21 protein-coding genes are annotated in these 19,040 nt (G+C 72.0%); 19 read left to right on the top strand and 2 right to left on the bottom strand.

The annotated features are described in order from the left end of the window. The first annotated feature begins 128 nt into the window (after positions 1–128). Complete coding sequence (locus FZC61_RS23895) at positions 129–257, top strand: hypothetical protein (RefSeq protein WP_281289798.1); 129 nt, start codon at positions 129–131, stop codon at positions 255–257. Positions 258–563: 306 nt separating this feature from the next. Further along, the gene (locus tag FZC61_RS06035) at positions 564–1,211 is read left to right on the top strand and encodes an HAD family hydrolase (protein ID WP_246142551.1); all 648 of its coding nucleotides are present in this window, start codon (positions 564–566) and stop codon (positions 1,209–1,211) included. Positions 1,212–1,295: 84 nt separating this feature from the next. Here FZC61_RS06035 and FZC61_RS06040 read toward each other — a convergent pair whose 3' ends face one another. After that, positions 1,296–2,210, bottom strand: a complete 915-nt coding sequence (locus FZC61_RS06040) for a RecB family exonuclease (RefSeq protein WP_246142552.1) — start codon at positions 2,208–2,210, stop codon at positions 1,296–1,298. Positions 2,211–2,251: 41 nt separating this feature from the next. On the opposite strand from FZC61_RS06040, the gene FZC61_RS06045 reads away from it, so the two are divergent. From FZC61_RS06045 to arc, 4 genes are all read left to right on the top strand, one after another. Further along, complete coding sequence (locus FZC61_RS06045) at positions 2,252–3,370, top strand: site-2 protease family protein (RefSeq protein WP_148613211.1); 1,119 nt, start codon at positions 2,252–2,254, stop codon at positions 3,368–3,370. Between the two features lie 147 nt (positions 3,371–3,517). After that, on the top strand, positions 3,518–4,432 hold the full coding sequence (locus tag FZC61_RS06050; RefSeq protein ID WP_148613364.1) for a tRNA (adenine-N1)-methyltransferase: 915 nt from the start codon (positions 3,518–3,520) through the stop codon (positions 4,430–4,432). Next, on the top strand, positions 4,429–5,166 hold the full coding sequence (locus tag FZC61_RS06055; RefSeq protein ID WP_148613212.1) for a glutamine amidotransferase: 738 nt from the start codon (positions 4,429–4,431) through the stop codon (positions 5,164–5,166). The genes FZC61_RS06050 and FZC61_RS06055 overlap by 4 nt, the downstream gene beginning before the upstream one ends. Positions 5,167–5,284: 118 nt before the next feature. After that, entirely contained in the window at positions 5,285–7,039 is a 1,755-nt protein-coding gene (gene arc, locus FZC61_RS06060) for a proteasome ATPase (protein ID WP_148613213.1), read from the top strand. A gap of 156 nt (positions 7,040–7,195) precedes the next feature. Here the strand turns inward: arc and FZC61_RS06065 are convergent, their stop codons facing one another. Then, positions 7,196–7,816, bottom strand: a complete 621-nt coding sequence (locus tag FZC61_RS06065; protein WP_246142553.1) for a class I SAM-dependent methyltransferase — start codon at positions 7,814–7,816, stop codon at positions 7,196–7,198. 39 nt (positions 7,817–7,855) lie between these two features. Here FZC61_RS06065 and FZC61_RS06070 point away from each other — a divergent pair, with 39 nt between their 5' ends. The 13 genes from FZC61_RS06070 to FZC61_RS06130 all read left to right on the top strand — a co-directional run bounded on the left by FZC61_RS06070 (position 7,856) and on the right by FZC61_RS06130 (position 18,951). Next, positions 7,856–8,443: a lysophospholipid acyltransferase family protein gene (locus FZC61_RS06070; RefSeq protein ID WP_148613214.1), complete on the top strand. Its 588-nt coding sequence runs from the start codon at positions 7,856–7,858 to the stop codon at positions 8,441–8,443. 52 nt (positions 8,444–8,495) lie between these two features. Beyond that, positions 8,496–10,007 carry a depupylase/deamidase Dop gene (gene dop / locus FZC61_RS06075; RefSeq protein ID WP_148613215.1) on the top strand — a complete coding sequence of 504 codons (1,512 nt, stop codon included), beginning with the start codon at positions 8,496–8,498 and terminating at the stop codon, positions 10,005–10,007. A 140-nt stretch (positions 10,008–10,147) separates the two neighbouring features. Beyond that, positions 10,148–10,345: a ubiquitin-like protein Pup gene (locus tag FZC61_RS06080; RefSeq protein WP_148613216.1), complete on the top strand. Its 198-nt coding sequence runs from the start codon at positions 10,148–10,150 to the stop codon at positions 10,343–10,345. A gap of 4 nt (positions 10,346–10,349) precedes the next feature. Further along, positions 10,350–11,195 carry a proteasome subunit beta gene (prcB, locus tag FZC61_RS06085; RefSeq protein WP_148613217.1) on the top strand — a complete coding sequence of 282 codons (846 nt, stop codon included), beginning with the start codon at positions 10,350–10,352 and terminating at the stop codon, positions 11,193–11,195. Beyond that, positions 11,192–12,058 (top strand): proteasome subunit alpha, encoded by an 867-nt coding sequence (gene prcA, locus FZC61_RS06090; protein ID WP_148613218.1) that lies wholly within the window; start codon positions 11,192–11,194, stop codon positions 12,056–12,058. Before prcB ends, prcA begins: the two co-directional genes overlap by 4 nt. Next, complete coding sequence (locus tag FZC61_RS06095) at positions 12,055–12,597, top strand: NUDIX hydrolase (RefSeq protein ID WP_148613219.1); 543 nt, start codon at positions 12,055–12,057, stop codon at positions 12,595–12,597. Before prcA ends, FZC61_RS06095 begins: the two co-directional genes overlap by 4 nt. Before the next feature lie 202 nt (positions 12,598–12,799). Next, the gene (gene pafA / locus FZC61_RS06100) at positions 12,800–14,161 is read left to right on the top strand and encodes a Pup--protein ligase (RefSeq protein ID WP_148613220.1); all 1,362 of its coding nucleotides are present in this window, start codon (positions 12,800–12,802) and stop codon (positions 14,159–14,161) included. Between the two features lie 144 nt (positions 14,162–14,305). Continuing rightward, positions 14,306–15,316, top strand: a complete 1,011-nt coding sequence (locus FZC61_RS06105; protein WP_148613221.1) for an FKBP-type peptidyl-prolyl cis-trans isomerase — start codon at positions 14,306–14,308, stop codon at positions 15,314–15,316. A 31-nt stretch (positions 15,317–15,347) separates the two neighbouring features. Continuing rightward, positions 15,348–16,313 carry a helix-turn-helix transcriptional regulator gene (locus FZC61_RS06110; protein ID WP_148613222.1) on the top strand — a complete coding sequence of 322 codons (966 nt, stop codon included), beginning with the start codon at positions 15,348–15,350 and terminating at the stop codon, positions 16,311–16,313. Further along, positions 16,310–17,335 carry a helix-turn-helix transcriptional regulator gene (locus tag FZC61_RS06115; RefSeq protein ID WP_148613223.1) on the top strand — a complete coding sequence of 342 codons (1,026 nt, stop codon included), beginning with the start codon at positions 16,310–16,312 and terminating at the stop codon, positions 17,333–17,335. Before FZC61_RS06110 ends, FZC61_RS06115 begins: the two co-directional genes overlap by 4 nt. 49 nt (positions 17,336–17,384) lie before the next feature. Next, entirely contained in the window at positions 17,385–17,690 is a 306-nt protein-coding gene (locus FZC61_RS06120) for a twin-arginine translocase TatA/TatE family subunit (RefSeq protein ID WP_148613224.1), read from the top strand. 22 nt (positions 17,691–17,712) lie between these two features. Beyond that, positions 17,713–18,549 carry a twin-arginine translocase subunit TatC gene (gene tatC / locus FZC61_RS06125; RefSeq protein WP_148613225.1) on the top strand — a complete coding sequence of 279 codons (837 nt, stop codon included), beginning with the start codon at positions 17,713–17,715 and terminating at the stop codon, positions 18,547–18,549. Positions 18,550–18,564: 15 nt separating this feature from the next. Further along, positions 18,565–18,951, top strand: a complete 387-nt coding sequence (locus tag FZC61_RS06130) for a hypothetical protein (RefSeq protein ID WP_148613226.1) — start codon at positions 18,565–18,567, stop codon at positions 18,949–18,951. The last annotated feature ends 89 nt before the right edge of the window (positions 18,952–19,040 follow it).

The raw sequence follows: 19,040 nt of genomic DNA on the forward strand, positions 1-19,040 counted from the left end.
CAGAAGTTCCACGGCACGATCGCCCCTGCCCTGCGGGACCTCGTCGACCGCGAGCTGTTCCAGGTCCTGGACCTGATCTCCTGACCCGGGACCTGACCCGTGGCTACGAGGTCTTCGAGGCCTCCGACATGGACGACAGCGACATCGGGGAGCTGCGGTCCTTCGAGACCGAGCTGGCGATGCTGCTCAGCGAGCAGGACGTCACCGACCTGGTCGAGACCCTGGAGCCGGGCAGCTCGGCCGCCGTGCTCGTGTAGGAGAACCTCTGGGCAGCGCCCTTCGGATCGGCGGTACGCCACGCCGGGGGCCAGCTGGCCGCCAGCGGCCGGATCCCGGTCCAGGCCGCGGTCGGCGCCGCTCTGCCGGCCCCCCGGCGCGCCCGACGAGGACGGGTGACCCACCTCACCTTGGCCGGGCGCCAGCGACCGCAGGAGCGAGCCCCTTCGGTAGCGTGACCGCGACGACGCACACCCGCGTCGCGGTACACGTGGCGGAGGGACATCGTGACGACCGTCTTCTCCAGCGGCGCTGCCGGTCGGCGCCCTCAGGGCGGGGCACGACCGATGAATGCGGTCCTGTGGGACATGGACGGCACCCTCGTCGACACCGAGCCCTACTGGATCGCCACCGAGCACGCGCTCGCCGCCGAGTACGGCGGCACCTGGAGCCACGAGCTCGCGCTGCAGCTGGTCGGCAACGACCTGCTCGAGTCGGGCCGATTCATCCGCGAGCACATGCCCCTGCCGCTGAGCCCCGAGGAGATCGTCGAGCGGCTGCTCGACGGCGTGGTGGCCCTGGTCGAGCAGGAGGTGCCGTGGCGCCCCGGCGCCCGCGAGCTGCTGGCCGACCTGGGTCGGGCCGGGGTGCCGTGCGCGCTGGTGACGATGTCGTACGAGCGGTTCGTCGCGCCGATCCTCCAGGCCCTGCCGGCCGGGTCGTTCCAGGTCGTGGTGACCGGTGACCAGGTCGAGCGCGGCAAGCCCCACCCCGAGCCCTACCTCCACGCCGCCCGGCTGCTCGGGGTCGACGCCACCGACTGCCTCGCGATCGAGGACTCCGACACCGGGTGCCGCTCGGCCGAGGCCGCGGGCTGCACGGTACTCGCGGTGCCCCACCACGTGGCCGTCGAGCCGGGGGAGCGCCGGGTGTTCGCCGACACGCTGGTCGGGCTCGGGCCGGCCGACCTCGCGGGTTTGTTGCTGCCGGTGTGACCTCGGGGGGTCGAGCACGCGTGCGCGGTGCGGCCGGTGTGGTCTCGAGACGGTCGCGGGCGACCTCCTCGACCACCGTGGCTCCTAGGGAGCGGCCACGTCGACCGCGAGGTCGGACACCACGGTCTCGACCCGCTCCGGCAGTGGCGGAGGGGTGCCGCCCCAGGCCGGGCAGAGCGCCTGGTGCGCGCACCAGGCGCACAGCGGACCCCGCTGCGGCTGCCAGTCACCGGTCTGCTCGGCGAGCCGGATGGCCCGCCAGATGGCCTCGACCTTGCGCTCGGTGGCGAGCAGGTCGGCCTCGTCGGGCTCGTAGGTGATCAGCTCGCCGCTGCCGAGGTAGACGAGCTGGAGCAGGCGCGGCACGACGCCGCGGGTGCGCCAGATTGCCAGCGCGTAGAAGCGCAGCTGGAAGAGCGGCTTGCCCTCGAAACCCTCGCGGGGTCCCTTGCCGCTCTTGTAGTCGACCACCCGCAGCGCGCCGTCGGGCGCCTGGTCGACCCGGTCGACGTAGCCCCGCAGCAGCAGCTTGGAGTCGAGCAGCGCCTCGACGTAGAGCTCGCGCTCGGCCGGCTCGAGGCGCGTGGGGTCCTCGAGGTCGAACCAGCGCCGCACGGAGCGGCGGCACGACAGCAGCCACTCGAGCACGTCGGGGGCGTCGCCGTCGGGGAACAGCAGGCCGGCCTCGGGCTCCTGGTCGAGCAGCCGTTGCCACGCGGTCTGCACCAGTGCCTCGGCCCGCTCGGGGGTGCGCTCGGCGGCGGGCAGGTCGAAGACGTCCTCGAGGACCTGGTGGACGACGGTGCCGCGCAGGGCGTCGACCGACGGTGGCTCGGGCAGCCGGTCGACGGTGCGGAAGCGGTAGAGCAGCGGGCAGCTGAGGAAGTCGGCGGCGCGGCTGGGCGACAGCGCGCCGAGGACGTCGACGCCGTCGACCCTGGTCGAGACGCGCTCGGCCGGGGACGGCCGGCCGCCGCGGGTCTGCTGGTCGCTCGTCACGCCGCCCAGCGTAGAGCGGTGCACCGACATAGGCTGGGCCCATGGATCCGGACGTGGCGCGAGCCCGCGGAGCCGTGCGCGTCGGCCGCCTCGGATCGACCGAGGTCCTCGTGTCGGGCTCGTGCCTGGCGGTGGTCGGCCTGATCGCCGTCGCCTTCGCACCCCGGGCCGAGCGCCTGGTGCCCGGGCTGGGCGCGACCGCCTACGTCGTCGGCGCCCTGGTCGGGGTTCTCGTCTACGCCGCCGCGCTCGCGCACGAGGCCGCCCACGCGGCCGTGGCCCGCCGCCACGGGCACCCCGTGCCGGCGATCGTGCTCAGCATGGCCGGCGGCCGCACCCGGGTCGACGGTGAGTCGGCCACCCCCGTCGAGGAGGCCGTGACCGCGGTGGTCGGGCCGCTGGCGTCGCTCGCCCTGGGCCTCGTGGGCCTCGGTGCGCGGCTGACGGTCGACGACGGCGTCCTGGCCCTCACGCTCGAGGCGCTGGTGCTGGCCAACCTCGTCATCGGGGTCCTCGACCTGGTGCCGGCGCCGCCGCTCGACGGCGGTCGGGTCGTCAAGGCCGTCGCCTGGCAGCTGGCCGGGTCGCCGCGTCGTGGCGCGATCGCCGCTGCGTGGGTGGGCCGGGGCGTGGCCGGCGTCCTGCTGCTCGTGCCGTTGCTGGTCGTCGCGCCGCTCGCCGGCCGGGAGCCCCGGGTCGTCGACTACGTCGTGTGCGTGGGGCTGGCGCTGCTGCTGTGGACGACGGCGACCAACGACCTCACGGTCAACCGGATGCGCCTGCGCCTGGCCGGCATCGACCTGGCCTCGGTGGCCCGCCCGCCGCTCACGGTCGCCCCCGAGACGTCGCTGGCCGAGGCGCTGAGCCTCGCCGACGCGCAGGACGCCGGGGGCATCGTCGTCGTCGACCCCGCGGGTCGCGCGCTCGGGCTCGTCGAGACGCCGACGGCCGACGACGTCGCCCGCGGTGCGGTCCGCTCGGTCGCCTCCCACCTCGACGACGGGCTGAGCCTGCCGGTCGACGTCACCGGCGACGAGCTGCTCGCCGCCGTACGCCGCCGGCCCGCGCCCGCCTACCTGCTGGTCGACCCGGCGGGAGCCCCCCTGGGCGTGCTGTCGCTGCGCGACCTCGACCACGTGGTCCGGCTGCGCCGCCGGTGACCACGCGCGTGACCACGCGGGTGAGCACGCGGGTGAGCACGGATTGGGGAGGGACCCCGTCGGGGCCGGTAGGGTTCCGCGGTGCCCGAGAGTCCTGCTGACCGCCCGTCCGACCACCAGGACGTCACGCCCGAGGCCTGGTCGGGGGTGCACCGCGGTCCGCTGCGCGAGGGTGAGTGGGTGCGCCTGGTCGACGGCAAGGGGCGGCGCCACAACATCGCGCTCGAGGCGGGCAAGCGGTTCTTCTCCAACCGCGGCCACGTCGAGCACGACGAGATGATCGGGCGCGAGGAGGGGTTCACCGTGACGGCCTCGACCGGTGGCGAGTACCTCGTCTTCCGGCCGCTGCTCTCGGAGTTCGTCGTGTCGATGCCGCGCGGCGCCGCGGTGGTCTACCCGAAGGACGCCGCCCAGATCGTGGCGATGGCCGACATCTTCCCCGGTGCCGACGTGGTCGAGGCCGGCGTCGGGTCGGGGGCGCTGACCTGCTCGCTGCTGCGCGCGGTCGGCCCGCACGGCACGGTGACGTCCTACGAGCGGCGCGAGGAGTTCGCCGACGTCGCCCGCCAGAACGTGCGCCAGTTCTTCGGCGGTGACCACCCCGCCTGGCAGCTGCGGCTCGGCGACCTGGCCGAGGAGCTGCCCGCCTCCGGTGCCCGCTGCGACCGGATCATCCTCGACATGCTCGCCCCCTGGGAGTGCCTCGACGCCGCCGCCGACGCGCTGCGCCCGGGTGGCATCGTCTGCGCCTACGTCGCGACCACCACCCAGCTGTCGCGCTTCACCGAGACCGTCCGGGTGCACGGCGGCTTCACCGACCCGCAGGCGTGGGAGTCGCTGGTGCGTGACTGGCACGTCGAGGGCCTCGCGGTCCGGCCGGGCCACAAGATGATCGGGCACACCGCGTTCCTGGTCACCGCGCGCCGGATGGCCCCGGGCCAGAAGGCGCCGATGAAGAAGCGTCGGCCGGCGCCCGGCGCCTACGGCGCCGACTACACCGGCCCGCGGCCCGCCGACGTCCCGCTGGACCTGCCACCGGACGTCTACGTCGACGAGCCGTGAGGCCGTTCCTGCTGCTCTCGATCCGCGCCGAGCAGGCGGCCGCCGACGACGAGCACGCGGCGTTCGCCCGGTTCCTCGAGGTCGAGCCGCACGAGGTGGAGCGCCGGCACCTGGGCGTCGACGACGTCGGTGACGTCGCCGGGCGGCTCGACGACTGGTCGGGCGTCCTGCTCGGTGGCGGGTCGTTCACCTGGTCCGACGCGCCGGAGACCAAGTCCGCCGTCCAGCACCGCGCCGAGCGCGACCTGACGCCGGTCCTGGACGCCGTGGTCGAGGCCGACCACCCCTTCCTCGGCGCCTGCTACGGCATCGGCACCCTCGGCAGCCACCAGGGCGGGCTGGTCGACCGCAGCCACCCCGAGCCCGTCGGCCCGCTGACGGTCACCCTGACCGACGTCGGGCTCGCCGACCCGCTGATGGCCGGGGTGCCCCGCCGCTTCACGGCGTACGGCGGGCACAAGGAGGCGCTGACCCGCCCGCCCGCCCACGTCGTCGTGCTCGCCACCTCGCCCGCGTGCCCGGTGCAGGCCTTCCGGGTCGGCCGCCACGTCTACGCCACCCAGTTCCACCCCGAGCTCGACCTGGCCGGGCTGCACACGCGCATCGACACCTACGCGACGTTCGGCTACTTCGACCCCTCCGAGGCCGCCACCCTGCGCGCGGCCGGGGCCGAGGTCGACGTCACCCACCCGATGACGATGCTTCGCAACTTCGCCCGCCGCTACGGCCGCTGACCCTTCGGTTTACCCGCCCTGACCCGGACGGTGACGAGAATGTGACCCACCGGGGTGGGATTGCTCCCTCGGGGCGACGTCGGCGCGGGTATGGTCAGAAGGACAGGAGGTGGACCGAATGTCGAGCACGGGTGACGGTTCCAGCACGGGTGGACGCAACGCGGACGAGCTGGTGGCTCAGGTGCGGTTCCTCGAGGCCGAGGTGGGTGAGCTGCGTCGTCGGCTCTCCGACGGCCCGGTGTCCGCACGAGGCCTCGAGCTGCGTCTGGCAGACACGCAGCGGTCGCTGGCGGCGGTGACGTCGCAGAACGAGCGGCTCGCCCAGACGCTGCGCGAGGCGCGCGACCAGATCACCAAGCTCAAGGAGGAGGTCGACCGCCTGGCCCAGCCGCCTGCCGGCTTCGGCACCTTCTTGGCCCGCAACGACGACGACTCGGTCGACGTCTTCACCGGTGGTCGCAAGCTGCGCGTCAACGTCAGCCCCGGCGTCGACCTCGACACGCTCCAGCGTGGCCAGGAGGTCATGCTCAACGAGGCCCTCAACGTCGTCGGCGCCATGGAGTTCGAGCAGGTCGGCGAGGTCGTGATGTTCAAGGAGGTGCTCGCCGACGGCGACCGCGTCCTGGTCATCGCCAACGCCGACGAGGAGCGCGTCGTGCGCATCGCTGAGCCGCTGCGCGCGACCAAGCTGCGCGCCGGTGACTCGCTGCTGCTCGACTCCCGGGCCGGCTACGTCTACGAGCGGGTCCCCAAGTCCGAGGTCGAGGAGCTCGTGCTCGAGGAGGTGCCCGACATCGACTACTCCGACATCGGCGGCCTCTTCAGCCAGATCGAGACCATCCGCGACGCGGTCGAGCTGCCCTACCTGCACCCCGAGCTCTTCATCGAGCACGAGCTCAAGCCGCCCAAGGGCGTGCTCCTCTACGGCCCTCCCGGCTGCGGCAAGACCCTCATCGCCAAGGCGGTGGCCAACAGCCTGGCCAAGAAGGTCGCGGCCAAGACCGGCCAGGAGGGCAAGTCCTACTTCCTCAACATCAAGGGCCCCGAGCTGCTCAACAAGTACGTCGGCGAGACCGAGCGGCACATCCGCCTGGTCTTCCAGCGTGCCCGTGAGAAGGCCAGCGAGGGCACCCCGGTCATCGTGTTCTTCGACGAGATGGACTCGCTGTTCCGCACCCGAGGCTCCGGGGTCTCCTCCGACGTCGAGAACACCATCGTCCCGCAGCTGCTCAGCGAGATCGACGGCGTCGAGACCCTCGAGAACGTCCTGGTCATCGGCGCCTCCAACCGCGAGGACATGATCGACCCCGCGATCCTGCGCCCCGGCCGCCTCGACGTGAAGATCAAGATCGAGCGCCCCGACGCCGAGTCGGCCCGCGACATCTTCAGCAAGTACCTCACCGCGTCCTTGCCGCTGCACGCCGACGACCTCGCCGAGTTCGGTGGCGACCGCGACGCCTGCGTCGCCGGGATGATCCAGGCGACCGTCGAGCGGATGTACACCGAGACCGAGGAGAACCGCTTCCTCGAGGTGACCTACGCCAACGGCGACAAGGAGGTCCTGTACTTCAAGGACTTCAACTCCGGCGCCATGATCCAGAACATCGTCGACCGGTCCAAGAAGATGGCCATCAAGGACCTCCTCGACCACGACCAGCGCGGCCTGCGCGTCTCGCACCTGCTCCAGGCGTGCGTCGACGAGTTCAAGGAGAACGAGGACCTCCCCAACACGACCAACCCCGACGACTGGGCCCGCATCTCCGGCAAGAAGGGCGAGCGGATCGTCTTCATCCGCACGCTCATCACCGGCAAGCAGGGCACCGAGCCGGGCCGGTCGATCGACACCGTCGCCAACACGGGTCAATACCTCTGACCCCACGTTGGTCGAGGAGGTCGCGCTAGCAACCGTCACGAGACCACCCACCGCAGGTACGGACCGGCTTGACCCACAGGCTGCGGTCGGGGCTCTCGTGGCGGCCGCGGGCGGCCTCCTCGACCACCGTGTGGTCAGGACGGCCTCCTCGTGGGGTCAGGCTGGGCTAATGGCCATCAGGCGGGTCGCCCAGCCCCAGGGACGGCTGAGGCGCGGGCCGGGCAGGTAGAACTGATCGACGGCGGTGACCTCGAACCCGGCCGCGGTCACCAGGGCCGGTACGTCGCGGGTGAGGTGGCAGCCGGCGAAGACGCGGCGCTGAGCCGGCTCGAGGCGGCGCTGCCAGCGCGCGACCCCGGCGTCGGGGGAGCGGCCGTGCTCGAGCACGTGCAGCGACCCGCCCGGGGCGAGCACGCGGCGTACCTCGGCCAGGGCCAGGGCCGGGTCGGGGATCGTGCAGAGCGAGAAGGTGCACAGCGCGGCGTCGTACGACGCGTCCGCGGCCGCGAGGTGCTGGCCGTCGAGGCCGACGCGCTGCACGGGGACCGGCGCGGCCGCGCGTCGCTGCGCGGAGAGGTCCCACCCGGCCTCGGACGGCTCGACCGCGTCGAGGGACACGACCGCGGCGGGCAGCTTCTCCAGGTTGAGGCCGCTGCCGAAGCCGATCTCGAGGACCCGTCCGGCCAGCCCGGCACAGACCAGCTGCCGCTGCTTCATCACCTGCCCCACCGAGAGGGCGCGGTCGGTGAGGCGGGGGACCACGCGTTCGTTCCACACGGTCTCACCGTAGGCCCGACCGCCCGGTAGGTTCGCCGGATGCGCCGTCACTTCCTGCTCCGCCGCACCCTCGCGCGCACCCTGCTCCGGCTGGCCCGGTGGCGAACGGCCGGAGAGGTGCCGCGACGCGGCATCCTCGTCGGGGCCCCGCACACGTCCAACTGGGACTGGGTGCTCACCATGCTGCTCGCGTGGGACAGCAGCGTGCAGATCCGGCTGCTGGTCAAGCACTCGTTCTTCAAGGGCCCGTTGGGCGTGTTCATGCGCGCCACCGGCGCGGTCGAGCTCGACCGCGCCAACCCGGGCGCCACCATCAAGACCCTGCTCGCCGACGCCGAGGAGGACGAGACCTTCCTGCTCGGCATCGCCGCCGAGGGCACCCGCAGCAGGACGGACTACTGGAAGTCCGGCTTCTACCGGATCTCGCAGCAGACCGGCATCCCCGTCACCCTGGCCTACCTCGACAAGCCGTCGCGCACCGTCGGGTGGGGCCCGACGTTCAGCCTGACCGGCGACGTCGGGGCCGACATGGACCGCATCCGCGCGTTCTACGCCGACAAGACCGGCATCCGCCCCGAGCTCACCACCCCGCCGCGGCTGCGCGAGGAGGACCGGCCCGCCTCCTGAGCGAGCCGGACGGGCGGCAGCCGATCGGCACCGACCCCGTACGCTCGACATCATGAGCGTCCGCCGCGTGATGGGCACCGAGATCGAGTACGGCATCTCGGTCGTCGGCCAACCCCTGGCCAACCCGATGGTGGCGTCGTCGCAGGTCGTCAACGCCTACGCGACCTCGACGGTCAAGGCGCGACGGGCCCGCTGGGACTTCGAGGAGGAGTCGCCGCTGCGCGACGCCCGTGGCTTCGACATGTCGCGCGGCATCGCCGACCCCAGCCAGCTCACCGACGAGGACATGGGCCTGGCCAACGTCATCCTCACCAACGGCGCGCGCCTCTACGTCGACCACGCCCACCCCGAGTACTCCACGCCCGAGGTGACCACGCCCCTCGACATCGTGCGTTGGGACAAGGCCGGCGAGCAGGTGATGCTCGACGCGACGCTGCGTGCGGCCCAGCTGCCGGGCGCGCCGCAGATCCTGCTCTACAAGAACAACACCGACAACAAGGGCGCCTCCTACGGCGCCCACGAGAACTACCTGATGCGGCGCTCGACGCCGTTCGCCGACATCGTGCGCCACCTCACCCCGTTCTTCGTCAGCCGGCAGGTCGTCACCGGCGCCGGCCGCGTCGGCATCGGCCAGGACGGGCGCACGCACGGCTTCCAGGTCAGCCAGCGTGCCGACTTCTTCGAGGTCGAGGTCGGGCTCGAGACCACCTTGAAGCGCCCGATCATCAACACCCGCGACGAGCCGCACGCCGACCCCGACAAGTACCGCCGGCTCCACGTGATCATCGGCGACGCCAACCTGTCCGAGGTCTCGACCTACCTCAAGGTCGGCACCACCGCGCTCGTGCTGGCGATGATCGAGGAGAAGTTCATCTCCGTCGACCTCGGCGTCGACTCGCCGGTCGCGGGCCTGCGCGCGATCTCGCACGACCCGACCCTGCAGCAGACCGTCACCCTCCACGACGGACGCAGGCTCACCGGCGTACAGCTGCAGATGGAGTACCTCGACCTGGCGCGCAAGTTCGTCGAGGACCGCTACGGCGCCGACGCCGACGCCCAGACCGTCGACGTCCTGGCGCGGTGGGAGTCGGTGCTCGACCGCCTCGAGCGCGACCCGATGCTCTGCGCCCGCGAGCTCGACTGGGTCGCCAAGCTCAAGCTGCTCGAGCAGTACCGCACGCGCGACGGCCTCGACTGGGACGACGCCAAGCTGCAGCTCATCGACCTGCAGTACTCCGACATCCGCCCCGAGAAGGGCCTCTACCAGCGCCTGGTCGCCGGCGGCCGGATGGAGCGGCTGCTCGACCAGCAGTCGGTCGACGACGCCATGCACGACCCGCCGACCGACACCCGCGCCTACTTCCGCGGCCGCTGCCTGGAGAAGTACGCCGAGCACGTCGCGGCCGCCTCGTGGGACTCGGTGATCTTCGACCTCCCGGGGCGCGAGTCTCTGCAGCGGGTCCCCACGATCGACCCGCTGCGCGGCTCCCGCGCCCACGTCGGCGACCTGCTCGACCGCTGCGACACCGCCGAGCAGCTGTTCTCGGCCCTGACACGCACCTAGGACGATAGTCGTGGACGTTCTGCACCGACCCCGGGTCGGTGCAGAAGGTCCACGACTATCGGGGCCGCGATCTCGACGACTCTCCCTCCGGGTGCGAGATGTCCGTCGAAACCGTCGGGCCTACTGAGTAGGGTCGGACCATGGCCCAGGAGCAGAAGCAGCCGCGCAAGTCGCAGGAGACCGAGGAGACCACCGAGGTGGCCCCCGAGACCGACGTCGCCGAGCGCAAGGAAGCCCTCGACAGCGAGGTCGACGACATCCTCGACGAGATCGACGAGGTCCTCGAGTCCAACGCCGAGGACTTCGTGAAGTCCTTCATCCAGAAGGGCGGGGAGTGACGGAGTGAACGACTCCCGACTCCCGTCGGCCTACCTGCGACCCGGCACGTCGTCGTTCAGCGACTTCCTCGCCGAGCAGGCCCCCGACCTGCTGCCCGGCACCCGCGCGGTGCCGCAGGGCAACGCCGGCGACCTCGCACCGCACGGCACCACCATCGTCGCAGCGACCTTCCCCGGCGGCGTCGTGCTGGCCGGTGACCGGCGCGCCACGATGGGCAACATCATCGCCCAGCGCGACATCCAGAAGGTCTTCCCGGCCGACGAGTTCTCCGCGGTCGGCATCGCCGGCACCGCCGGGCTCGCGATCGAGATGGTCCGGCTGTTCCAGGTCGAGCTCGAGCACTACGAGAAGATCGAGGGCTCGACGCTGTCGATGGACGGCAAGGCCAACCGTCTCTCGGCCCTGATCCGCGGCAACCTCGCGATGGCGATGCAGGGCCTGTCCGTCGTCCCGCTCTTCGCCGGCTACGACGTGCGCGCCGACCAGGGCCGCATCTTCAGCTACGACGTCACCGGCGGTCGCTACGAGGAGACCGCCTTCCACTCAGTGGGCTCGGGGTCGCTGTTCGCCCGTGGCTCGCTGAAGAAGCTCTACCGCGACGACCTCGACGCCACGTCGTGCGTCGAGGTGGTCGTCCAGGCGCTCTACGACGCCGCCGACGACGACTCCGCCACCGGCGGCCCCGACCTGACGCGCCGGATCTTCCCGGTCGTCCAGGTCATCACTGCCGAGGGCGGTCACCGGATGCCTGACGACGAGGTCGCGGCGATCGCCGACCGGGTGATCAACGCCCGCATGGCCCGCCCCGACGGGCCCACGGCCCCCCTGACCGGAGGTGACCGCGCATGAGCACGCCGTTCTACGTCTCGCCCGAGCAGCTGATGAAGGACCGCGCCGACTTCGCCCGCAAGGGCATCGCCCGCGGTCGCTCCGTGGTCGCCGTCCAGTACGCCGACGGCGTGCTGTTCGTCTCCGAGAATCCCTCGCAGGCACTGCACAAGGTCTCCGAGATCTACGACCGCATCGCCTTCGCCGCGGTCGGGCGCTACAACGAGTTCGAGAACCTCCGCATCGCCGGGGTCCGCCTCGCCGACATGCGCGGCTACTCCTACGACCGGCGCGACGTCACCGGCCGCGGCCTGGCCAACGCCTACGCCCAGACCCTCGGCACCATCTTCTCCAGCGGCGGCGAGAAGCCCTACGAGGTCGAGATCTTCGTCGCCGAGGTCGGCGACTCCGCCGAGGGCGACCAGCTCTTCCGCCTCACCTACGACGGTCAGGTCGCCGACGAGCACGGGTTCGCGGTCATGGGCGGCCAGGTCGAGCAGGTCGCGACCGCTCTGGAGTCGACGTTCACCGAGCGCGCCCCGCTCGCGGACGCGCTGGCCGGCGCGGTCAGCGCGCTCGGCCAAGGCGAGGCCGGGCAGCGGATCATCCCGACCCGCGACCTCGAGGTCGCCGTCCTCGACCGCACCCGGACCCAGACCCGCAAGTTCGTCCGGCTCACGCCGGCGCGACTCGACGCCCTGCTCGGCGAGCGCGGACCCGCCACGCCGGGCGAGCGCACCTCCGGCGACGGACGCCGGGAGGGCGGTGGGTCGTCGGTGCCGCTGGTCGACGACCCGGCCGACCCCACCGACCAGGTCAGCGGCAGCGTCGCCCCGCTCGAGGACCCCACCTCGGGCGAGCCGCCGATCGCCCCGCCCACGTGACCCACGGCCCGGGGCCGACGCCCTGGCAGCGGGCCGGCGACGACGAGGTCGCCTACGACGGCTTCGCGCGCATCCTGCGCCGACCGCTGCTGCTGCCCGACGGCCGTCAGGCGGTCTGGGACATCCACGACAGCCCGCCGACGGTCTCGGTGCTCGCGCTGACCGACGACCACCACGTCGTGCTCGTCGAGCAGTACCGCCCCGGCCCCGACCGCGTCGTGCTGTCGCTGCCCGGCGGCCTGGTCGACCACGGGGAGGAGCCGGTCGCGGCGGGCCTGCGTGAGCTGCGTGAGGAGACCGGCTACGCCGTCGGCGCCGCCGAGCTCGTGGCCAGCATCGATCCGCCCAGCCACACCCAGCCGCGCCACGTGGTGCTCGCCCGCGGGGCCCACCACGTCGGGGCCCAGCGCCTCGACGAGCTCGAGGAGATCGACGTCGTGCTGATCCCGGTCGCCGAGCTGCGGCGGCGGCTGCCCACCGGTCGGCTCGGCGCCACCGAGCAGACCTACCTCGCTCTCGACCACGCCGGGCTGCTGTAGGACCGGTCGCTCGTCGGTGGGCTCGCGCGACGTCCGCGCGCTGCTCGCGGAGGGCTGCCGCGGTCTGGTCGTGCGCGGCCGACCCGCGCGGGAGCCCTCCGACCGCTCCGTACGCCGGCCGGTGCGGTCGCGTTGCGGGAAAGTTGCGGACGGCCTGGCCAGACACCCCTCCGGAGTGGGTCCGGGCCCGTAGTGTTGGGTCATGGACCGGCGCATCTTCGGCATCGAGAACGAGTACGGCGTGACGTGCACGTTCAAGGGGCAGCGTCGGTTGAGCCCCGACGAGGTCGCCCGCTACCTGTTCCGCAAGGTCGTCAGCTGGGGGCGCAGCAGCAACGTGTTCCTGCGCAACGGCGCTCGGCTCTACCTCGACGTCGGCAGCCACCCCGAGTACGCCACGCCCGAGTGCGACGACGTCGCCGAGCTGGTCACCCACGACAAGGCGGGGGAGCGGGTGCTCGAGGGGCTGCTCCTCGACGCCGAGCAGCGCCTGCACGACGAGGGCATCGCCGGCGAGATCTACCTGTTCAAGAACAACACCGACTCCGCCGGCAACTCCTACGGCTGCCACGAGAACTACCTGGTCGGGCGCGCCGGCGAGTTCAGCCGGCTGGCCGACATCCTGATCCCGTTCCTGGTGACCCGCCAGATCGTGGTGGGCGCCGGCAAGGTCACCCAGACCCCGCGCGGGGCGTCCTACAGCGTGAGCCAGCGCGCCGAGCACATCTGGGAGGGCGTCTCGAGCGCCACCACCCGCAGCCGTCCGATCATCAACACCCGCGACGAGCCGCACGCCGACGCCGAGAAGTACCGCCGTCTGCACGTCATCGTCGGCGACTCCAACATGAGCGAGACGACCACGATGCTCAAGGTCGCCAGCTGCGACCTGGTGCTGCGGATGATCGAGGAGGGCGTGGTGATGCGCGACCTCACCATGGAGAACCCCATCCGCGCGATCCGCGAGATCTCCCACGACGTCACCGGGCGCCGCAAGGTGCGCCTGGCCAACGGCCGCGAGGCCAGCGCCCTCGACATCCAGGGCGAGTACCTCGCCAAGGCCCGCGACTTCGTCGACCGCCGCCAGATCAGCACCCCGCTCATCGAGCGCACCCTCGACCTGTGGGAGCGCGGCCTGAAGGCCGTCGAGTCCGACGACCTCGGCCTGGTCGACACCGAGATCGACTGGGTCATCAAGCTCAAGCTCATCGAGCGCTACCGCGCCAAGCACGGGCTGCCCCTGGGCCACGCCCGCATCGCCCAGCTCGACCTGGCCTACCACGACATCCACCGCAGCCGCGGCCTCTACTACCTGCTCGAGAAGCGCGGCCAGGTCGCGCGGGTCAGCACCGACCTGAAGATCTTCGAGGCCAAGTCGGTGCCCCCGCAGACCACCCGCGCCCGGCTGCGCGGCGAGTTCATCCGCAAGGCCCAGGAGAAGCGCCGCGACTTCACCGTCGACTGGGTCCACCTCAAGCTCAACGACCAGGCCCAGCGCACGGTGCTGTGCAAGGACCCCTTCCGCGCCACCGACGAGCGGGTGCAGCGGCTCATCGACGGCATGTGAGAGCGCGGCCGCGTCGGTTCCGCGCCGCCCTGTGCGTCGGGTACGGCGGCCACAGGACCGCCGGGTAGGCTGCCGACGCTCGCCAGCGCGGCCCCGCGCCGCCGGCGGGTCGTCCACCCGAAGCCAGCATCGAAGGTTGAACCCGTGCTCCGAGGTACCCGTCCCACCGCCACGCTCGTGGCGTCCCTGGTCGTCCTGACCGGGGCCCTGACCGCGTGCGGCGGCTCCGACACGCCCGGCACCGGCCTGGAGTTCGCCGACCGGCTGGACGCCGTGACCATCTCCGGCGACATCGGTGACGCCAAGCTCGACTTCAAGCAGCGGATGTCGGCCGACGAGGTCGAGTCCGACACCCTGGTCACCGGCACCGGGGCGGCGCTCAAGGACGGCGACAAGGTCTTCGTCAACTACGTCGTCGGTGACGGCTACACCCGCAAGGCCGCGATCGACAGCTTCGGCGCGGACGCGCCCGCCGTCGAGGTGACGGTGGGAGCCACCAACGACACCCCCCAGAGCTTCGACGACGTGCTCACCAACGCGATCGGCTCCTTCGTCAAGGCCGGCGTCACCAAGGGCTCCCGCATCGCGGTGACCGGCGACCCGAAGGCCGTCCTCGGGCCGTTGTCCGAGGCCCAGGTGGTCGCCGAGGGCCTGGTCGCCCAGGGCATCGGCAACGCCGACGGCCTCGTCGTGGTGATCGACGTGGAGGACGTGAAGGTCCTCGACGGGCCTGAGGGCACCGTCGGCAAGAGCCCCGGCTGGGCGCCCCAGCTCGTCTTCAACGGCAACGGCCCCACCGGCTTCGACTTCGCCGGCGTCGAGGAGCCCGCCGAGAAGGCCAAGCTCGTCTACTCCGCGCTCAAGACCGGCCCCGGCAAGAAGGTGGAGAAGGGCGACCTGGTCGTCCTGGACTACCTCGGCGCCGTCTACGGGCGCACCAAGCCCTTCGACGAGTCCTACAGCAAGGAGCCCATCTCCTCGCCGGTGGGCGGGTTCGTCGAGGGCTTCAACCGGGCGCTCGAGGGCCAGACCGTCGGCAGCCGGATCCTGATGCGCATCCCGCCGGCGCTGGGCTACAAGGACCAGGCCCAGGGCAAGCAGATCCCGGCCAACTCCACGCTCTACTTCGTCGTCGACATCCTCGCCGCCGTCTGATCGTCCGACTCACCAGGTCCCGGGGCAGCAGATGAGCGCGCAGAAGACCGAGCGACTGCTCAACCTGCTCATCATGCTGCTCGTGACGACCCGGTTCGTGCCCAAGTCGCGCATCCGCGAGATCCTCTACGCCGACGCCTCCGACGAGGCGTTCGACAAGATGTTCGAGCGCGACAAGGAGGAGCTGCGCAGCCTCGGCGTCCCCGTCGAGCTCGGCCAGCTCGACGCCTACTTCGACGACGAGCCCGGCTACCGGATCAAGCCCGACGAGTTCGCGCTGCCCCAGATCGACCTGGCCGCCGACGAGGCGGCCGTCGTGGGCCTCGCGACGCGTGTGTGGGACCACCAGCGCCTGGCCCGGGCGACCACCGAGGCGGTCCGCAAGCTGACCGCGGCCGGTGCCGAGATCGACCTGAGCGCCCTCGACATCGCGCAGCCCCGACTGCCCGCCGACGAGCCGACGTTCGACGTGTTCTTCGAGGCCATCCTCGAGCGCTCGGTCGTCGAGTTCGACTACTGGCGCTCCGGCAACGACGCCCCGGCGCGCCGTCGCCTCGAGCCGTGGGGCGTCACCCGCTACTCCGGGCGCTGGTACGTCGTGGGCCACGACCTCGACCGCGACGACCAACGCGTCTTCCGGCTCTCGCGGGTGCAGGGCGAGGCCCGCAAGGTCGGCCGCCCCGGGGCCTACACGATCCCCGACGGCACCGACATCTCCGCCACCACCCGGCGCCTGGCCCCCGACCTGTCCACCGAGCCCGTCGTGCTCCTCGTGCGCGCGGGCGCCGCCCTGCCGCTGCGGCGCGCCGCCGACACGGTCGAGACCGGCGTGCCCGGCCCCGACGAGGCGACGACCTGGGACCGGCTGACCCTGACCCGCGCGTCGGTCGGCATCGCCGACGAGGTGCTCGGCTTCGGTGCTGCCGCCTACGTCGAGGCGCCCGCCGCCCTGCGCGAGCAGGTCGTGGCCCGGCTCGAGGCGGTGCTCGCCCGATGACCGGCACCGCACTCCCGGGCGCCTCGGGTGCCGGCGCCAAGGAGCAGGTCGGCCGCCTGCTCACCCTCGTGCCCTACCTGCACGCCCGCGGCAGCGTGCGCCTCGCCGAGGCGGCGGCCGCGCTCGGCACGCGTCCCGAGGTGCTGCTCAAGGACCTCAAGGTGCTGTTCATGTGCGGACTGCCGGGCGGCTACCCCGACGAGCTGATCGACGTCGACCTCGACGCGCTGCAGGACGACGCGGGACGGGTCCACGGCGACGGCGTGATCCGGGTCAGCAACGCCGACTACCTCGACCGGCCGCTGCGGCTCACGCCCGTCGAGGCCTCCGCGATGATCGTGGCCCTGCGCGCCCTGCGCTCCGGGTCGGCCCCCGACACCGCCGAGATCGTCGACCGGGTGCTCGCCAAGCTCGAGGGCGCCGCGGCCGCAGGGCCCGTGAGCGGTGTCGTCGACGCGGCCCCCGACGCGCCCGACAGCTCGGACCTCACCGCGCTGGCCGCCCGTCTCGACGACGCCGTACGCCGCCAGGTCCAGGTCGAGCTCGACTACTACGTGCCGGCGCGCGACGAGCTCTCCCACCGCGTCGTCGACCCGCGCGGCATGGTCCGCCAGGGCGGGCACGCCTACCTCGACGCGTGGTGCCACTCGGCCGAGGCGCCGCGGCTGTTCCGGCTCGACCGGGTCGCCGCGGCCCGGGTGCTCGACGACCCGGTGACGACCGGGCCGGCCGCCCCGCGCGACCTGTCCGACGGCATGTTCGCCCGCTCCGACGAGACCACGCTGGTCACGCTGCGCCTGGCGCCGGCGGCCCGCTGGGTCACTGAGTACTACCCGGTCGAGGACGTCCGGCCGCTGGCCGACGGCAGCGGCGACGTCGAGGTCGACCTCCTGGTGGCCGACGAGCGCTGGTTGACCAAGCTCTTGTTGCGGTTGGCTCCGAATGCCTCCGTGACGGCACCCGCCACCTTCGGCGGGGGATTCGTCCGAGCTGCACAGGATGCTCTCAGCCTCTACCGGTGAGGGACCGCGTACCATCGGACCCGTACACCTTCCAACAGATGGGGAACCCATGATCAACCCGCTGATCGGCATGCCGCAGGGCGCCGAGTGGCTCGTCATCCTCGCGATCGTGATCCTGGTCTTCGGTGCCGCCAAGCTCCCCGACCTCGCCCGGGGAACCGGTCAGGCGCTGCGGATCTTCAAGAACGAGACCAAGGGTCTGCGCGACGACGACGACGACACCAAGCCCACCCCCAAGCCGACCCCGGCCTCCGAGATCTCCGCGCCCGCCGCCGAGAACCCCGCGCCGGCCACGTCGATGACCGACGAGGTCCCGGTGACGCCCGAGACCGACGTCCGTCCCTCCTCCAGCTGAGCCGGGCGGAACACCTGCACCCATGTCGATCGTCGGCGTCGCGAAGCTCTTCGTCGGCAAGCCCGTCCACCCCGTCGGCGACGACGGTCGGATGGCCCTGTCCGACCACCTGCGGGAGCTGCGCGCCCGCCTGCTGAAGTCGGTCCTGGCCGTCATCATCGTGGGGGCGTTGTCGCTGGTCTTCTTCGACCAGATCTACGCCTTCGTCTTCAACCCCTACGAAGAGGCCGCCAGCAAGCTGCCCGACGGCAGCACCTTCGCCACGACCAACGGCCCCGGCGCGGGTCTGCTGCTCTACTTCAAGCTGTGCGGACTGGCCGCGATCGTGCTGACCAGCCCCTACTGGCTCTACCAGATCTGGGCCTTCATCCTGCCGGGCCTGCACGCGCGTGAGCGCAAGTGGACGCGCATCTTCGCCGCCATCGCCGGCCCGCTGTTCTTCGTCGGGATCGCCCTGGGCTACGTCACGCTGCCCAAGGGACTGGAGATCCTGATCGGGTTCAACCCCGACGGGCTGACCAACCTGGTCGAGTTCGACGGCTACCTGTCGTTCTTCAGCCGCACGCTGCTGGTCTTCGGCATCGCCTTCGAGATCCCGCTGTTCGTGGTGCTGCTCAACCTGGCCGGCATCGTCAAGGGCAAGACCCTCGGCGCCTACCGGCCGTGGATCATCGTCGGCGTCTTCATCTTCGCCGCCATCGCGACGCCCTCGGCCGACCCCTTCACCATGACCCTCATGGCCGTGCCGATGGTGCTGCTGTTCTTCTTGTCCGAGGTCATCGCCCGCTACAACGACCGGCGCCGGGCCCGCAAGAACCCCTTCGCCGGTCTCGACCCCGACGAGGTCTCCGTCCTCTGATGCGGCCCGGTGCCCATGCCTGACCCGAGCGCGGTCGACCCCTTCGACCTGCCCGAGGTGCTGGGCACCAGCGACGTCGTGTGGCGTGCCGACGACGGGCTCGCCGGCCACCGCGTCCGTGGCCGGCTCGAGCCCGTCGGCGGCGAGGCGCTGACGTGCGACCTGCTCGCCGTCGACGACGCCTTCCCCGCACCCGTCGCCGACGAGGCCACCCGCCTGCTGGTGCACCAGGCCTGGCGCCACGGCCAGGTCCACCTGGCGTCGTACGACGGGCGCCTGACCGTCCTGGTGCCCGGTACGTCGTTCACGGCCGCCCTGGTCCTCGACTCGGTCGGCCGCCTCGCCAAGGCCCTCGGCGCCCGACCCTCCTCCTACGCCGTCCTCCTCCGCCTCGGCGACTGACCCACGCCGACCCGTCGCGTAGACGCGACGGGTCGATCAGAATTCGCGTCGACCCGTCGCGTAGACGCGACGGGTCGACCGAAGATCTC

Origin of the sequence: Nocardioides rubriscoriae (genome assembly GCF_008087085.1) — a bacterium.
GTDB lineage: Bacteria > Actinomycetota > Actinomycetes > Propionibacteriales > Nocardioidaceae > Nocardioides > Nocardioides rubriscoriae.

Excerpts from the sequence above, each read along its gene's own strand:
- FZC61_RS23895 (WP_281289798.1), top strand. The coding sequence starts at position 129 with ATGGACGACAGCGACATCGGGGAGCTGCGGTCCTTCGAGACCGAGCTG.
- FZC61_RS06035 (WP_246142551.1), top strand. The coding sequence starts at position 564 with ATGAATGCGGTCCTGTGGGACATGGACGGCACCCTCGTCGACACCGAG.
- FZC61_RS06045 (WP_148613211.1), top strand. The coding sequence starts at position 2,252 with ATGGATCCGGACGTGGCGCGAGCCCGCGGAGCCGTGCGCGTCGGCCGC.
- arc (WP_148613213.1), top strand. The coding sequence starts at position 5,285 with ATGTCGAGCACGGGTGACGGTTCCAGCACGGGTGGACGCAACGCGGAC.
- FZC61_RS06070 (WP_148613214.1), top strand. The coding sequence starts at position 7,856 with ATGCGCCGTCACTTCCTGCTCCGCCGCACCCTCGCGCGCACCCTGCTC.
- dop (WP_148613215.1), top strand. The coding sequence starts at position 8,496 with ATGAGCGTCCGCCGCGTGATGGGCACCGAGATCGAGTACGGCATCTCG.
- FZC61_RS06080 (WP_148613216.1), top strand. The coding sequence starts at position 10,148 with ATGGCCCAGGAGCAGAAGCAGCCGCGCAAGTCGCAGGAGACCGAGGAG.
- prcA (WP_148613218.1), top strand. The coding sequence starts at position 11,192 with ATGAGCACGCCGTTCTACGTCTCGCCCGAGCAGCTGATGAAGGACCGC.
- pafA (WP_148613220.1), top strand. The coding sequence starts at position 12,800 with ATGGACCGGCGCATCTTCGGCATCGAGAACGAGTACGGCGTGACGTGC.
- FZC61_RS06110 (WP_148613222.1), top strand. The coding sequence starts at position 15,348 with ATGAGCGCGCAGAAGACCGAGCGACTGCTCAACCTGCTCATCATGCTG.
- FZC61_RS06115 (WP_148613223.1), top strand. The coding sequence starts at position 16,310 with ATGACCGGCACCGCACTCCCGGGCGCCTCGGGTGCCGGCGCCAAGGAG.
- FZC61_RS06120 (WP_148613224.1), top strand. The coding sequence starts at position 17,385 with ATGATCAACCCGCTGATCGGCATGCCGCAGGGCGCCGAGTGGCTCGTC.
- tatC (WP_148613225.1), top strand. The coding sequence starts at position 17,713 with ATGTCGATCGTCGGCGTCGCGAAGCTCTTCGTCGGCAAGCCCGTCCAC.
- FZC61_RS06130 (WP_148613226.1), top strand. The coding sequence starts at position 18,565 with ATGCCTGACCCGAGCGCGGTCGACCCCTTCGACCTGCCCGAGGTGCTG.